Annotated in this window: 11 protein-coding genes and 1 pseudogene; 7 read left to right on the top strand and 5 right to left on the bottom strand. The window is 71.7% G+C overall.

Going from position 1 to position 14,079, the window contains the following annotated elements; all coding sequences use genetic code 11:
* The first annotated feature begins 17 nt into the window (after positions 1-17).
* Both cydD and I3F58_RS04480 read left to right on the top strand, forming a co-directional pair.
* Complete coding sequence (gene cydD / locus I3F58_RS04475) at positions 18-3,656, top strand: thiol reductant ABC exporter subunit CydD (protein WP_240106852.1); 3,639 nt, start codon at positions 18-20, stop codon at positions 3,654-3,656.
* Between the two features lie 334 nt (positions 3,657-3,990).
* On the top strand, positions 3,991-4,908 hold the full coding sequence (locus I3F58_RS04480) for a M23 family metallopeptidase (RefSeq protein ID WP_240106853.1): 918 nt from the start codon (positions 3,991-3,993) through the stop codon (positions 4,906-4,908).
* A 30-nt stretch (positions 4,909-4,938) separates the two neighbouring features.
* Here the strand turns inward: I3F58_RS04480 and I3F58_RS04485 are convergent, their stop codons facing one another.
* The 3 genes from I3F58_RS04485 to I3F58_RS04495 all read right to left on the bottom strand — a co-directional run bounded on the left by I3F58_RS04485 (position 4,939) and on the right by I3F58_RS04495 (position 7,800).
* Positions 4,939-5,772, bottom strand: coding sequence for a Cof-type HAD-IIB family hydrolase (locus I3F58_RS04485; protein WP_240106854.1), 834 nt, complete (start codon positions 5,770-5,772; stop codon positions 4,939-4,941).
* 265 nt (positions 5,773-6,037) lie between these two features.
* Positions 6,038-6,931 carry an LLM class flavin-dependent oxidoreductase gene (locus I3F58_RS04490; RefSeq protein ID WP_240106855.1) on the bottom strand — a complete coding sequence of 298 codons (894 nt, stop codon included), beginning with the start codon at positions 6,929-6,931 and terminating at the stop codon, positions 6,038-6,040.
* A gap of 260 nt (positions 6,932-7,191) precedes the next feature.
* Positions 7,192-7,800 carry a TetR/AcrR family transcriptional regulator gene (locus I3F58_RS04495; RefSeq protein ID WP_240106856.1) on the bottom strand — a complete coding sequence of 203 codons (609 nt, stop codon included), beginning with the start codon at positions 7,798-7,800 and terminating at the stop codon, positions 7,192-7,194.
* Between the two features lie 99 nt (positions 7,801-7,899).
* On the opposite strand from I3F58_RS04495, the gene I3F58_RS04500 reads away from it, so the two are divergent.
* The 3 genes from I3F58_RS04500 (at position 7,900) to I3F58_RS29570 (ending at position 10,884) form a co-directional block, all read left to right on the top strand.
* Positions 7,900-9,537, top strand: coding sequence for an FAD-dependent monooxygenase (locus I3F58_RS04500; RefSeq protein WP_240106857.1), 1,638 nt, complete (start codon positions 7,900-7,902; stop codon positions 9,535-9,537).
* 5 nt (positions 9,538-9,542) lie between these two features.
* Positions 9,543-10,208 carry an MBL fold metallo-hydrolase gene (locus I3F58_RS04505; RefSeq protein WP_240106858.1) on the top strand — a complete coding sequence of 222 codons (666 nt, stop codon included), beginning with the start codon at positions 9,543-9,545 and terminating at the stop codon, positions 10,206-10,208.
* 502 nt (positions 10,209-10,710) lie between these two features.
* Positions 10,711-10,884 (top strand): hypothetical protein, encoded by a 174-nt coding sequence (locus I3F58_RS29570; protein ID WP_308354948.1) that lies wholly within the window; start codon positions 10,711-10,713, stop codon positions 10,882-10,884.
* Positions 10,885-11,010: 126 nt separating this feature from the next.
* Here I3F58_RS29570 and I3F58_RS04515 read toward each other — a convergent pair whose 3' ends face one another.
* On the bottom strand, positions 11,011-11,751 hold the full coding sequence (locus I3F58_RS04515; protein WP_240106859.1) for an SDR family oxidoreductase: 741 nt from the start codon (positions 11,749-11,751) through the stop codon (positions 11,011-11,013).
* A 97-nt stretch (positions 11,752-11,848) separates the two neighbouring features.
* Here I3F58_RS04515 and I3F58_RS04520 point away from each other — a divergent pair, with 97 nt between their 5' ends.
* Both I3F58_RS04520 and I3F58_RS04525 read left to right on the top strand, forming a co-directional pair.
* Positions 11,849-12,211, top strand: coding sequence for a darcynin family protein (locus I3F58_RS04520; protein ID WP_240106860.1), 363 nt, complete (start codon positions 11,849-11,851; stop codon positions 12,209-12,211).
* Positions 12,204-12,791 carry a TetR/AcrR family transcriptional regulator gene (locus I3F58_RS04525; RefSeq protein ID WP_240106861.1) on the top strand — a complete coding sequence of 196 codons (588 nt, stop codon included), beginning with the start codon at positions 12,204-12,206 and terminating at the stop codon, positions 12,789-12,791. Before I3F58_RS04520 ends, I3F58_RS04525 begins: the two co-directional genes overlap by 8 nt.
* A 124-nt stretch (positions 12,792-12,915) precedes the next feature.
* On the opposite strand, the pseudogene I3F58_RS04530 reads toward I3F58_RS04525, so the two are convergent.
* A pseudogene (locus I3F58_RS04530) lies at positions 12,916-13,128 on the bottom strand (LLM class flavin-dependent oxidoreductase); the annotation flags it as partial.
* Between the last annotated feature and the right edge of the window lie 951 nt (positions 13,129-14,079).

Genomic DNA, 14,079 nt, shown 5'->3' on the forward strand with positions numbered 1-14,079 from the left:
GGCAGGGGATGTTTCACGTGAAACCGATCGACCCGCGTCTGCTCCGGTACGCCCGTGCCACGCGCCTCTTCCTCATGGCGGTGGTGCTGCTCGGACTGCTCGGGGCAGCGCTGGTCATCGGTCAGGCGATGCTTATCGCCGAGGTGGTCGTGGGGGCATTCGAGCGTGGGATGGACGTCTCCGCGCTCGGTACGCCCCTCGCGTTGCTGACGGCGGTCGCCGTCGGGCGGGCCCTGGTCTCCTGGCTCACCGAACTGGCCGCGCACCGGGCGAGCGCAGCCGTGAAGTCCGAGCTGCGGGGGCGGTTGCTGGAGCGGGCGGCGAGGCTGGGGCCCGGCTGGCTGAGCGGCCAGAAGACCGGGTCGCTGGTGGCGCTCGCCACTCGGGGTGTGGACGCGCTGGACGACTACTTCGCCCGCTACCTGCCGCAGCTGGGACTCGCGGTGGTCGTCCCGGTCGCCGTTCTCGCGCGAATCGTCACGGAGGACTGGGTCTCTGCGGCGATCATCGTCGTCACCCTGCCGCTGATTCCGGTCTTCATGGTGCTGATCGGCTGGGCCACCCAGGCTCGGATGGACCGGCAATGGAAGCTGCTGTCCCGGCTGTCCGGCCACTTCCTCGATGTCGTGGCGGGGCTGCCGACGCTGAAGATCTTCGGCCGTGCGAAGGCGCAGGCGGCGTCGATCCGCGCGATCACCTCCGAGTACCGGCAGGCCACTCTGCGCTCGCTGCGGATCGCGTTCCTGTCGTCGTTCGCACTGGAGCTGCTGTCGACACTGTCGGTGGCACTGGTCGCCGTCGGGATCGGCATGCGGCTGGTCCATGGCGACCTGGATCTGTACACCGGGCTGGTCATCCTGATCCTGGCTCCCGAGGCGTATCTGCCGCTACGGCAGGTGGGTACGCAGTACCACGCGGCCGCGGAAGGACTGTCGGCAGCGGAGGAGGTCTTCGCCGTCCTGGAGGCAGGGCACGGGCGGGGCGGCTCGGGGGAGCCAGCACACTCGCAAGCCGGGCCTGAGCGGGGCGGTGTTTCACGTGAAACGCTACGGATCGAACTGGACCGGGTGACGGTACGCCATGAGGGACGCGCGGAGCCGTCCCTGGACCGGGCGTCGCTGGTGGTCGAGCCGGGCGAGACGGTCGCTCTGGTCGGACCGAGCGGCGTGGGCAAGTCGACCCTGCTCGATGTGGTGCTGGGCTTCGCCGTCCCTGAGAGCGGCGGTGTACGGGTGGGGGATGTCGCACTCGCCTCGCTGGATCTGGAGTGGTGGCGGGAACAGCTCGCATGGGTGCCGCAGCGGCCGTATCTGTTCGCCGGGACCATCGCGGAGAACGTCCGCCTGGCCCGGCCGGATGCCGACGATGCCGCTGTGAGCCGGGCGCTGCGGGACGCCGGCGCCGAATTCGTGGCCGAACTGCCGGACGGTGCCGACACGGTGCTGGGCGAAGACGGCACCGGACTCTCGGCCGGGCAGCGGCAACGGCTCGCCCTGGCCCGGGCGTTCCTGGCCGACCGGCCGGTCCTGCTGCTGGACGAGCCGACAGCCGCGCTGGACGGTGCCACCGAGGCGGCCGTGGTGGACGCGGTGCGGCGGTTGGCCGCCGGGCGGACCGTCCTCCTGGTCGTCCACCGCCCGGCCCTGCTGGCGGTCGCGGACCGGGTGGTCACGCTTGGGGCGGTGCCCGAGCCGGTGATGGAGCAGGCCGCCGAAACAGGGACGGCCCCCGAGGCCGGGCCGGGGAAGCCCGTGCAGGTCGACTCGTCCGTCGGTGCCCACATGGTCGATGACGCCTTCGGGGTCGTGGGCGGGCTGCGCGGTACCGCTCATCCGGCGGAGGCCGCCGGTGCCGGTGCCGGATCTGTGGTTGTGGGGCCTGAAGCGCGGCCGGTAGACGGCCGGGTGCTGTCCCGGGTGCGGGCGTCGGCTGGGGAACTGCGGGGGCGGCTGGCGCTGGGGCTGCTGTTCGGGAGCCTGGCGCTCGGGTCGGCCGTGGGGCTCATGGCCGTGTCCGGATGGCTGATCTCCCGGGCGTCCGAACAGCCGCCGGTCCTGCACCTGATGGTGGCGGTGACGGCCACCAGAGCGTTCGGCATCGGGCGGGCTGTGTTCCGGTATGCCGAGCGCCTGGTCTCGCATGACGCGGTGCTGCGCATGCTGGCCGAGCTGCGGGTCGCTGTGTATCGGCGCCTGGAAGGGATCGCCCCTGCGGGGCTGCGCCGTACGCGGCGCGGTGACCTGTTGTCCCGGCTGGTCGCGGATGTGGACGCGCTTCAGGACTACTGGCTGCGCTGGCTGTTGCCTGCCGGAACCGCCCTCGTGGTGGGCGCGGGTGCTGTCGGGTTCACCGCCTGGCTGCTGCCCGAGGCGGGCGCGGTGCTGGCGACCGGACTGCTGGCAGCCGGGGTGGCCGTCCCGGCTCTGGGCGGTGTCGTGTCCCGGCGGGCCGAGCAGCGGCTGGCGCCGGCGCGCGGCACCCTGGCCGCCCGTGTCGTGGACCTGTTGCACGGGTGCGCCGAGCTGACCGTTGCGGGTGCGCTTCGGAGCCGTATCGCCCGGGCGAAGGAGGCGGACCGGGCGCTCACCCGGATCGCGGCCCGCCAGTCCGCCGCGACGGGGCTCGGCGCCGGGCTCACCGTGCTGGTCACCGGGCTGACGGTGGCGGCTGCCGCGCTGGTCGGCGTGCAGGCGGTGCGGGACGGGCGGCTCGGCGGCGTCGCGCTGGCCGTTGTCGTGCTCACCCCGCTCGCCGCGTTCGAGGCCGTCATGGGACTGCCGCTCGCCGTCCAGTACCGGCAGCGGGTGCGGCGCAGCGCGGAGCGGGTCTTCGAGGTGCTCGACGCCCCCGTCCCCGTACACGAGCCGGAGCGGCCGGAGCCGATGCCCGCGTCGCCGTTCCCGCTGGAGCTGCGCGGGGTGTGCGCCCGGCACCCGGGGCAGGAGCGGGACGCGCTGCACGCGTTCGACCTGCGGCTGGAGGCGGGGCGGAGGGTCGCCGTCGTGGGGGCGTCCGGATCGGGCAAGACCACGCTGGCGCAGGTGCTGCTGCGGTTCATGGACGTTGAGGCGGGGACATACATGCTGGGCGCGGATGGGGTGCACGCGGAGGCGCTCGGCGGAGACGCGGTGCGGAGGTTCGTCGGACTGTGCGCCCAGGACGCCCATCTGTTCGACAGTTCGATCCGGGAGAACCTGCGTCTGGCGCGGACCGACGCGAGCGACGAGGACCTGCGCAGAGCGCTGTCCGGAGCACGGCTGCTGGACTGGGTGGACGCCTTGCCGGACGGGCTCGACACGCTGGTCGGAGAGCACGGGGCCCGGCTGTCGGGGGGCCAGAGGCAACGGCTTGCCCTGGCACGGGCGCTGCTTGCGGACTTTCCCCTGCTCGTACTGGACGAGCCCGCCGAGCATCTGGACCTGGCTACCGCGGACGCGCTCACCGAGGACCTGCTGCGGGTCACCCAGGGCCGTACCACCGTGCTGATCACACATCGGCTGGCGGGGATCGCCGCGGTCGACGAGGTCGTGGTGCTGGAGGCGGGGCGGGTCGTCCAGCGTGGTTCCTACGGCGAACTCGCCGCGGTCGACGGGCCGCTGCGGCGCATGCTGGAGCGGGAACACGCGGCGGACGCAGTGGTGGGACAGGCCGGGTAGCCGTTTTCGCGACCGGACGAGGGGCTGCTGGGGTCCAGGGCCGCCCTGGCGGCGGTGGGCGGTGTGGGCCGGATGGCGGTACGGGTGTAGGCCGGTCGGCGGGTGCGGGGCCGACGGGAGGCGCAGGGTACGCGAGAAGTCCCGGCGGAGGGGTCACCATCCGACGGTGCTCCGCCCTCACCTTCGGTGCCCGTCGTGCTTCGTGTTCCTTGCCCTGAGCACGCTGCTCGGCGTGCTGTCCCCTGCCACTGCCGCCGCAGGAAGGCCGGTGGCCGGCTCTGACGGGCCTGCGATAAGCGCGCGGGTCGCGTTGCTCTTCACTGAGGCGGCGCGGATGACGGAGACGTACGAGGAAGGACGTCGGGCGGCCGACGCCCAGCAGATCCGGGTCGGGCTGGTCCAGAGGGAGCTGGCCGTACAGCGGCGTGAAGTGCGGGCGCTGCACGCACGGGTCGGTGAGGTGGCCCGTGCCCAGTACCGGGCGGGCGGGTCGCTTGCGGTGACCGCGCGGCTGCTGCTGGCCCGGGACGCGGAGGACGCGTTGCAGGCCGAGCACTCCGCTCGCCAGGCCGATCAGGTCGTGGACCGGCTGATGGAGCGGTCGGAGCTGGCCGAGAGGCGGCTGACGACGGTTGAACGGCGGGCGCGGACGGCCTGGCGGGATCTGGAGCTGCGGCAGTCGCGGCTGGCCCTCGTCAAGGAGGATCTGGAGAAGCGGCTGGAGCAGGCGCAGTGGCAGCTTCAGGCGGAGGCCGCGCGCAGTGTGGCTGCCGGACGCTGCCGTGGCGCCGTGCGGCTCGACCAGCCGGAGACTGCGACTGCCGGGCGTGCGTGGGTGGCTCCGGTCGCGGAGGCGGACGGGTACGCGCTGTCGGCGGGTTTCGACCGGGCAGGCGCGCACTGGGCGAGGCGGCACACCGGGCAGGACTTCGCGGTCGCCATCGGGACGCCGGTGCGGTCCATCGGGGCGGGCCGGGTCGAGTCGGTGAAGTGCGGGGGCCCGTTCGGGATCGAGGTGGTGGTGCGGCACGCGGACGGCTGGTACTCGCAGTACGCGCACCTGGCCTCGGCCGCCGTGGAGCGGGGTGAGGCCGTCGCAGCGGGGCGGCCGATCGGGCAGGCGGGGACGACGGGCAACTCGACGGGACCGCACCTGCACTTCGAGGTGCGGCTCACCCCGCATCTCGGGTCGGGGGTCGACCCTGTGCGATGGCTGCGGGAGCGCGGGGTGGAGCTGCGGGGAGCCGGGTAGCGGGCCCCGGCGCGTGTCGGGGGCCGGCCGTCAGTAGTCGCTGAGGATGGCCTCGATGACGGCGGCGACACCGTCCTCGTTGTTGCCGACCGTACGGCCGGAGGCGGCGTCCACGACATCCGGGTGCGCGTTGCCCATCGCGTAGGACGTACCGGCCCAGGCGAGCATCTCGATGTCGTTGGGCATGTCCCCGAACGCCACGACCTCGTCCGCCGAGATGCCGCGCTCGGCGCAGCACAGGGCGAGCGTGCTGGCTTTCGACACTCCCAGGCCGCTCGCCTCCAGCAGCGCGGTCGGGCTGGAGCGGGTGATGGCGGCGTGTTCACCGGCGGTCGCGCGGGCCAGGGCGAGGAAGTCGTCAGGTGCGAGGGTGCCGTGGAAGGCCAGCAGTTTGAGCAGGTGCACACTCCCGTCGGAGGCCTGGCCCTGCACCTCCTCCAGTAGCTTCTCCGCGGGGCCGATGGTCACGGCCGGGTCGAAGTGGAGGGGCGGGTAGTCCGGCTCGTGGTGGAAGCCGTTGGTGTACTCCATGGCGAAGGCCGCGCCCGGGGCCGCGTTGCGGAGGGCGTCGACGACGTGCAGCGCGGTCTGTCGCTCCAGGGCGCGCCACTCGGTGATCCGGCCGCCGTCGTGGAGGTCGACGACAGCGGCTCCGTTGGAGCAGATCGCCAGGCCGTGGCCGTGGACGTGCTCGCTGACGAGTTCCATCCAGCGGGCGGGGCGGCCCGTGACGAAGAAGACCTCGATTCCCGCCTGCTCGGCGGCGGCCAGCGCCGCGACGGTACGGGACGACACCGATTTGTCGTCGCGCAGAAGCGTTCCGTCAAGATCGGTGGCGATCAGTCGCGGACGGCTGCGGGGCATAGGACGGGGGCATGGAGGAGGTGTCGTCGTTGGTGAGGTCACGGCGCTCATTCTCCCGCAAGGGCACCCCGCAATGTGCACGGACGTGCGAAAGGATGCGCATTTGAGCCGCTCGATCAAGAGAACGAACAGCAGGGGCCTCATGCGTCTGAAACGGGAGGAAGCCGTTGTGATGTGAGAGGCGGGGGCGAAGGCCGGGAACCGGCGCCGGTTCCCGTTTCGGCGCGATCCCGACGCTGCCACCCCCGCCTCGGTGGTGTCCGGTTCAGCGGAGCTGGGCTGCGGCCTCGGTGGCGATCTTCTCGAACACGGCTTGGTCGGCGGCGAAGTCGGAATCCGGGATCGGCCAGTGGATCACGATCTCGGTGAAGCCGAGTTCCCGGTGGCGTCCCGCGAAGTCCACGAAGGCGTCCAGGGACTCCAGCGGGCGGCTGCGGTCCGGGGTGAACCCGGTGAGCAGGATCCTGTCGAGGCCGGCCGCGTCCCGGCCGATCTCCGAGCACGCCTCGCCGAGCTTCTCGGCCTGGCGGCGGATCGCCGCCACCGACTGCTCCGGGGTGCCCTCCTCGAACAGCTTCGGGTCGCCCGTCGTCACCCAGGCCTGGCCGTGTCGGGCGGCCAGCTTCAGACCGCGCGGTCCGGTCGCCGCCACGGCGAAGGGCAGCCGGGGGCGCTGGACACAGCCCGGGATGTTCCGGGCCTCGTCGGCGGAGTAGAACGTGCCCCGCTGTGAGACGGCGTCCTCCGTCAGCAGCCGGTCGAGCAGTGCGGTGAACTCCGCGAACCGGTCCGCCCGCTCCCGCGGCGTCCATGCCTCCTGGCCGAGGGCGGTGGCGTCGAAGCCGTTGCCGCCGGCCCCGATGCCGAGAGTGATACGCCCGCCGGATATGTCGTCCAGCGAGATCAGCTCCTTGGCCAGCGTCACCGGGTGCCGGAAGTTGGGCGAGGTGACGAGGGTGCCCAATCGCATACTCTGTGTAACCAGAGCTGCGGCCGTCAGCGTCGGGACCGCCCCGAACCACGGCCCGTCCCGGAAGCTCCGCCACGACAGGTGGTCGTAGGTGTACGCGGCATGGAAACCGAGGTCCTCGGCCCGTCGCCAGGTCTCTTGCCCTTTGCCCCACCGGTGGACAGGGAGGATCACAGTGCTCAGACGCATGTCCCAGACGATACGCGGAATACCGGCCAACAACTGCTGTGCGAGGTACGGAAAGCCGCCCGGGCAGGCCCCAGGCCGCTGCGGATTCCTCTCGGATGCGGCACCGGCGAACTCCAGGCCGTGATGCGGTGACTGCCGACGCATGTAAGGGAGCCGGCGGCCGACTGACCTGTTCGCCATGATCGACCGGCGGTTCGTCGCATCTTCCGGCGGGCCGCCGGTTCGACTGCGAGCGGAGCGAGCCACGCCGCCGAGTGCGATCAGTCGGCGCAGTCGCCGGAGAGCTGCCCCGCGATGACGGCGGACGCCGCGTCGCCGTAGACATCGGCGGACAGCTCCGGCTGCCAGGCCGTCTGCAGGATGAAGCCCTGGAGCAGGGACAGCAGGACACCGGCTGCCGCGGCGGGATGAACCGCGGCAGCCACTTCGCCCTCCGCCTGCCCATGCGCGATGCGCTCGCTCAACGCGTCGCGTACTCCTCGCAGGCCATGCTGCATCGCGGCGGACAGCGTGGGGTTGCGCAGTGCTTCGCTCCAGGCCTGGACCGCCAGCCGGAACCGGTCCTCGGCGCGATCAAGGCCTGCGAGCGTCCGGGGCAGGTCTGCGAAGAGCTCGGAGAGCGGCTGACGGGTGCTCAGGGCATCGCGTACGGCCGTCTCCACCATGGCAGTCGCGTCGAGCGAGATCGCTGCGATGATCTCGTCCTTGGTGCGGAAGTACCGATAGACCGCGCCGGGGGACATACCCGCCTCGTCGATGACGTCCTGGACGGTCGTGCGGTGGAAGCCGTCGCGAGCGAAGCACGTGGAGGCCGCCGCGAGGATGTGGTCGCGGCGGGCTGCGCGGTATGCGGGGCTGACTCGGGGCACGCCCCCACGTTAAAGCGAGCACTCGCTCTTGACAACAACCTGCCTGGCAGCCAGTCTCCATAAAAGAGAGCGAACGCTCCCCTTTTTTTAGGAGGTGTGATGCAGCGCACCCAGGTACTGATCGTCGGGGCAGGTCCGACCGGGCTCGCCCTCGCTGCCCGGCTGAACCGCTTCGGAGTGATGGCACGCATCGTCGACAAACACGCCGGAGTGCTGGAGGCCACCAAGTCGGCAGCCCTGCACGCCCGGACCCTGGAACACCTGCGAACCCTGGAGGTAGCCGACCGAGTCCTGGCCGAGGGACAGCGGGTCGACATCCTGCAGCTGCGCACGGCCCATCGCGACCGGATCGCGGTGGACTTCCGCACTCTGCGCGACACGGCCTATCCGCACATGACGGATATCCCACAGGCCCGCACCGAGCACGTCCTCATCGATCATCTCGCCGACGCGGGCATCTCGGTCGAGCGCAACACCACCTGCACTCGTGTCGAGCAGACCGACGACGGGGTGACGGTCACGGTCGCGACCCCGGAGGGCGGGACCGACATGATTACGGCGGACTGGCTGGTCGGCTGCGACGGCGCGCACAGCACGGTCCGTTCGCAGCTCGGCATAGCCTTCGCCGGTGACGCGTACGCCGACGACTGGGTGCTGTGCGACGCGATTGTCGACTGGCCGCTGCCCCGCAATGAAATGACCTTCTCCGCCGACGCCGACGGCATCTGCGGGGTGTTCCCGCTGCCCGGCGAGCGGCGCTACCGGCTCGCCTACACCCAGAACCATGCCGCCGACGGCACTCTGATCGAGCCCAGTCTGGCTGACGCGCAGCAGGCTCTCCGCCGGACCGCCGTCACCGGCACCATCCGGTCGGTCGACGAGTTCTGGACCTTCCGCCTCGCCCACAAGCAGGCCGTCCGCTACCGCAGCGGCCGGGTGTTCCTGGCCGGGGACGCCGCTCACGTCCACACGCCTTTCGGCGGACAGGGCCTGAATCTCGGCATCGGGGACGCCATGAACCTGGGCTGGAAGCTGGCCTCGGTAGTCACCGGCCAGTCCCCCGGCTCCTTGCTGGACACCTACCAGCCCGAGCGGCACCGGATCGCCCGGGACGTGGTGGCGTTCACCCATCGTGGTGCCACGGCCATGCTGCTGCGTGACGATGCACGCCGTCACCTGCGCGACGCGGTGATGACTCTGCTGCAGCACACGCCTCCGGCACAGCACGGCCTCGCCCGCCGGTTCTCCCAGCTCGGCCACAGCTACCGCCGTACACCGCACATCCCCGGTCGTGGAAGCTCCCTGGTGGCCGGTGACCGGCTCCCTGATCCACTGCTCTTCGACGGCCTCACCAACCGCTCTGCGCGTCTGCACGACCTGCTGGCATCCGACGCGTGCACGCTGCTGCTCACCACCACGGCGGACACGGATCCGGTGGACGCGTCACTCGCCGAGCTGTACCGGCGTTGGCACGGCGTGCTCACCGGGACGGTACTGACCACCCGGTGGGGACCAGCCGTCCGGAGGGGCACGGCCGACGCCGTGCCCGCAGTACTCGACCGGGGCCGCCAAGCCGCCCGGTTGTACGGCCGCGGGCCCCTGGCCTACCTCGTCCGCCCGGACCAGCACCTGGCCTACGTCGGCCCCCCGGACGCCGCCCGTATCGAGGACTGCCTGGGCTCGATCCACACAGCACCCACTCGCCCCTCCTCGGGCACCGCGGCAGAAATGGTGTGACCGGCATGAACGGCATCGTCAGCATCCATCTGAAGCAGTCCACCGCGCACGCCGTCCTTGCGGAACACGGCACAGTGCTCGTGGATGCCGGGCCGGCCGGCTCCGCCCGCACGCTGCTGCGCCGCCTCGGCAGGGCCGGAGTCGACCCTGACGGGATATCACTGATCGTCCTGACCCACTGCCACCCCGATCACGCGGGGGGCGCCGCCGAGCTGAGCCGCGAGCTCAGGGCACCGGTCGCGGTGCACTCGGCCGAAGTTGACTGGGCCACCACCGGAACCAGTCGGCTGTACGAACCCCAGCGGCTGTTCGGCCGCATACTGCGAAGCACCCTGAACCCCGCGTTCCCCGCGTTCACCCCGGATCTCGTACTTGAGGACGGTGCCACACTGGACGCATACGGCCCACCGCTGACCGTGCTGCACACCCCCGGCCACACGCCCGGGTCCATCACTCTGCTCCACCACCCGGACGGCAGCGCCCTCCTGGGTGACCTCCTGACCGGTGGAATGCTGCGGCGCGACCGCCCCGGTATGCCCTTCCTCGCCCAGGACCCCGCGCAAGTGACCGCGAGCGTACGCGCGGTACTGGAACACGGCCCGAACCGGCTCCTGTTCGGACACGGCCGCCCCGCCTCGGCCACGGCGGCACGAAGGCTGGTGCGACGGTGACGGCGGGGTGAGGCGGGCCGCCCGTGGGGCGGTTCGCGCCGGCTCGCAGTGTTGACCTCCGGAAGTCCGGCCCCCACGGCACACCGCCGGTCCGCCACAGGCAGACGGGGGCATGCACGGTCACGGCGAGCGCTGCGCTCCAGGCCGTCGGCGGTGAACGAGCCGACGGCGCCGCCGTTGCCGTGCGGCCACAGCCCCTCCGGTACTCCGGTGGGGCTGTGCGCAGTCCGCAGGACGGTCAGCAGTACCTCAGCGCGGCGCAGCAGGTGCGTCGCGACCGGGGCCGCCACCGTGGCGTCATGGGGTCCGCTGGTGCTCCGGGACCTGCCGTTGTCCGGCCCGGCGGCCGTCTGCGCGAGCTGGTCAGTACCGGACTCCTCAAGGCTGTCCGCCCGGATCTCGTGGGACCGGGTCGTGCTCGCGGTGCTCCGGTCCTTCCGTCTGATGGCGGCCGAACCCCCCCGACCGGGCCGGGTCCTCTCCCGGGGTCGAGGCGGAAGCGGTGACGGAGGGGACGGCGAGAGCCGCGGCCGGTCTGCGCGGGCACATACGCGCGATCGACGCCACCGTCACCGAGCCGGCGCTCCGTCGGCCAGGCCCGGTGGCCATGCTCATGCAGGACCTCGACGACGTGTTCCGACTGTGCTGCAGCCAGATCGGGCTCATCGGCCTCTGAGGCGACGCGCGGGTCGGGCCGCGAGAGACGAAGGGGGCTTGACCGAGGTCACGAGTGCACTGGGCGGAGGCGGGCGTGGGGCCATGACCGATGAGGCTGTCCGTCCGTCCGGCCTTCTGCTCACGGTCAGCCGTCCCGGAGCAAGCGTGCCACCAGCGTGGGGGACAGCCGGTGCAGGACCGTCAAGGCGCGGGCCTTGCCGACGCGGACGAGGGGGCGATTGCGGTCGAGGCCGCGCAGCAGGTCCGCGGCGGCCCGCTCCGGACTGATCTTGCCGCTGCCCCGGCCGGCGGTCATGGCCGTGTCGACGAGGGGCAGCATGGCCTCCGTCACCTGTATGCCCCGCTCGTCGTCGGTGAGCTGGTAGCGCAGGGCGGTGGTGTAGCTGCGCAGTGCGGCCTTGGTGGCGCAGTACAGAGGAGCGGCGCGCTTCGGGGTCAGAGCCAGGGCCGAGGTGACGTTGACGATCAGACTCCCGGGAAGCATCAGTGGAAGGGCCAGCGAGGTGAGCTTGACCGGCCCGGTCAGGTTCGTCCCGATCTCCGTGTCCATGTCGCGCAGCAGGCCGACGGGGTCGCGCTCGGCCGGCCGGTAGCCCAACTGCACTGCCGCGTTGTTGACCAGCAGTCGAACGCCGCCCCTGGCGCGCAACTGCTCCGTCATGGAGACGATCTCGCTCTCCACGGAAAGGTCGCACCGGATGGCCTCGATCCCCGGAAGGGCGTCGGCGGCGGCCAACCGCTCCCGGTCCCGACCGCAGACGACGACCCGCTCGCCGCGCCCTGCGAGCTGTCGTGCCAGTGCCAGACCGACGCCCGCCGTGCCGCCGGTGATCACGGCCAGTCCCGTTCGTTGCGTACCGGACACGTCTACCTCCTGCTCGTTCTGATTTAATTACAGCACTGTACTGTAATGACATGGGGAAGTAAGGAGTGCGCGCACATGAGGCGCGCACGATGCGCGCATGAGAGGGAGCATCGTGACGTACGTGGTGATGAACATGCTGCAGTTCCAGCCCGCCTGGCTCCGGTTGGAGCGCGGTGAGCGGGCCCGTGTCTGGGAAACGGTCAGGATCCTGGCCGCCCGCGCGGGGGAGGTCCGTCTGCGCTGGTTCGACACGGAGGCGTTCTGCGCCGACTACAGCGACATCCTGTTCGTCGAGACAGAGGACCTCTCCGGCTACTACATGTTCTGGGAGGCGGTCCGGGACACCGAGCTGTTCTCGGTGCCGTACGTCGAGGTGAAGCAGATCGTGATCGGGGTGGAAGACGGGTTCGCCGCCTACGACAGGGCCGTCGCCGCGCAGGGGCCGGTGGCCGGTGAGTGAGCGACGACCCGCGCCGGGCCGGCCGCGCAGCGACGAAGCCTCAGCACGGATCCTGCAGGCCACGGTCGAGCTCCTGGCCGAGAGCGGGGCTGCCGGAGTGTCGGTCGACGCGGTGGCCGGCCGTGCGGGCGTCTCACGGCCCACGGTGTACCGGAGGTGGAAGGACCGCACGGCGCTGATCGCGGCCGCGGTCCGGGACGCCTTCGCGCAGACCAACCCTGAAGCCCCGCACACGGCGGACCCACGGGCGGACCTCGTCACCGTGCTGTCCAACACCATGCGCCTGCTCACCCGCACCGGACTCGGCCGAGTCATCGCCGGACTGGTCAGCGAACTCCCAAGATCACCCGAACTCGCCGACGCCCTGCGTGAGGTGGAGCGGGAGAGGCGCGAGGTCCTCCGCCAGGTGCTGCGACGTGCCGAAGAGCGGAGCCTGCTGCGGCCGGCCGATGTGGAGCTGGCCGTCGATCTGCTGCTCGGCCCGGTCTACTTCAGGTTGCTCATCACCGGCGCCCCCGTCTCCCCGGAACTCGCCACGGAACTCGCCGAACTGGTGGTCGCCCCATCGCGTCCCGGCTGACCGGCCCGGCGAAGTGACCGATCGGGCGAACCAGGGTCCTGCCCCCGGTCCGGTGCCGCCCGCGCGGATCCTCTTCCAGCAGACCCGCAGGTCAGGCCGCGATAGGTGAACAAGGCCTGACCAAGGTCACGAGGGTGCCCAGGCGCAGCCGCGCGGTGGCCGTGGCGGCGGCGGTGAGCGTCGGCAGGACACCGAACCAGGGGCCGCTCCGGAAGGACCGCCAGGACAGGTGGTCGCAGGTCTACGCGGCGTGCGAACCGAGGTCCGCGGCCCGCTGCCAGAGGTGCTGCCTCTCGTTCCACCGGTGGACGGGGAGGATCGCGGTACCCGGCCGCACACCGGTGACCTCACGCCCCGCTGGTCGGGAACGGCGGGCCCGCGGTGGTTCTCGCGCCCGATGTGCGACCGGGCCGCTGGGCGACCGAGGCGGCGACGGCCGGGAGCTGCCCGCGGCGCCGGAAGGCGGCGGCCGGCTTCGTGCCGCGACGCGGGCCGTCGAAGCCGGATCCGTCATCCGACACGACAAGCACCCGAGACACGGCCCCCTCGGGCTCCGGTACCGACCCGTGGGTTCCGTCTTCGAGGGCTGCGTTCTGACGTGCCTCTCCGAGGACGACGTTCTGCTGTCCGTCTTCCGTCCGTCTTCCTTCGGTCCCGCTGTCCCTCCTTTCCCCCCGGCCCTCTGCCGATGAGACCGGCCAGGTGGCGTCCGCCGAGCCTCATGAGCGGGGGAGCCGGGGCCCGTCGCGGTGCTGTGGCCGCGGTTCGCGCCGGCGTCCATGGGGCCGCTGTCCGTGCGCAGGGGGGCGGCTTCCGCCCGTGCTGCGGCGGGCGTAGCGGCACTCCCCCTCCGGCCGGGTTCACCAGGGCCGTTCGGTCGCGGTGCGGTCACTTGAACGGGTGGCACCCGTACCCCTGTGGGTGGAGATCCACAGCCCGAGCCGTGCCGCTGACACCGTGAAACGTGTCCGCCGAGGCGTTGCGCGCATGCCGGAAGAGCGTCCGGCGGCACGCTGTCATCCGCCACAGAACGGAGTTTCTCGTGCGTCCTCGCAAAGCTGCATTGCTCACCGCTCTCCTGGCCTCTCTCGCAGTGGGGGCCTCGTACCCGGAGGCCGGTGGTGGACCGTCGCCCGCACACACCGGCAAGGATCAGCGCGGTGTAGTGCGCAGCGGCGACCGGCCGATCGCCGGTGCCGAGGTGACGCTGCTTCAGGCAGGCGACCAACCCGGTGTCCACGCCCGACCACTGGCCCGCACCCGAAGCGACTCCCGAGGCCGGTTCAGC

The organism is Streptomyces sp. MUM 203J (assembly GCF_022414595.1).
In the GTDB taxonomy this organism is placed as follows: Bacteria; Actinomycetota; Actinomycetes; order Streptomycetales; family Streptomycetaceae; genus Streptomyces.

Excerpts from the sequence above, each read along its gene's own strand:
- I3F58_RS04480 (WP_240106853.1), top strand. The coding sequence starts at position 3,991 with ATGACGGAGACGTACGAGGAAGGACGTCGGGCGGCCGACGCCCAGCAG.
- I3F58_RS04485 (WP_240106854.1), bottom strand. The coding sequence starts at position 5,772 with ATGCCCCGCAGCCGTCCGCGACTGATCGCCACCGATCTTGACGGAACG.
- I3F58_RS04490 (WP_240106855.1), bottom strand. The coding sequence starts at position 6,931 with ATGCGTCTGAGCACTGTGATCCTCCCTGTCCACCGGTGGGGCAAAGGG.
- I3F58_RS04500 (WP_240106857.1), top strand. The coding sequence starts at position 7,900 with ATGCAGCGCACCCAGGTACTGATCGTCGGGGCAGGTCCGACCGGGCTC.
- I3F58_RS04505 (WP_240106858.1), top strand. The coding sequence starts at position 9,543 with ATGAACGGCATCGTCAGCATCCATCTGAAGCAGTCCACCGCGCACGCC.
- I3F58_RS04520 (WP_240106860.1), top strand. The coding sequence starts at position 11,849 with ATGAGAGGGAGCATCGTGACGTACGTGGTGATGAACATGCTGCAGTTC.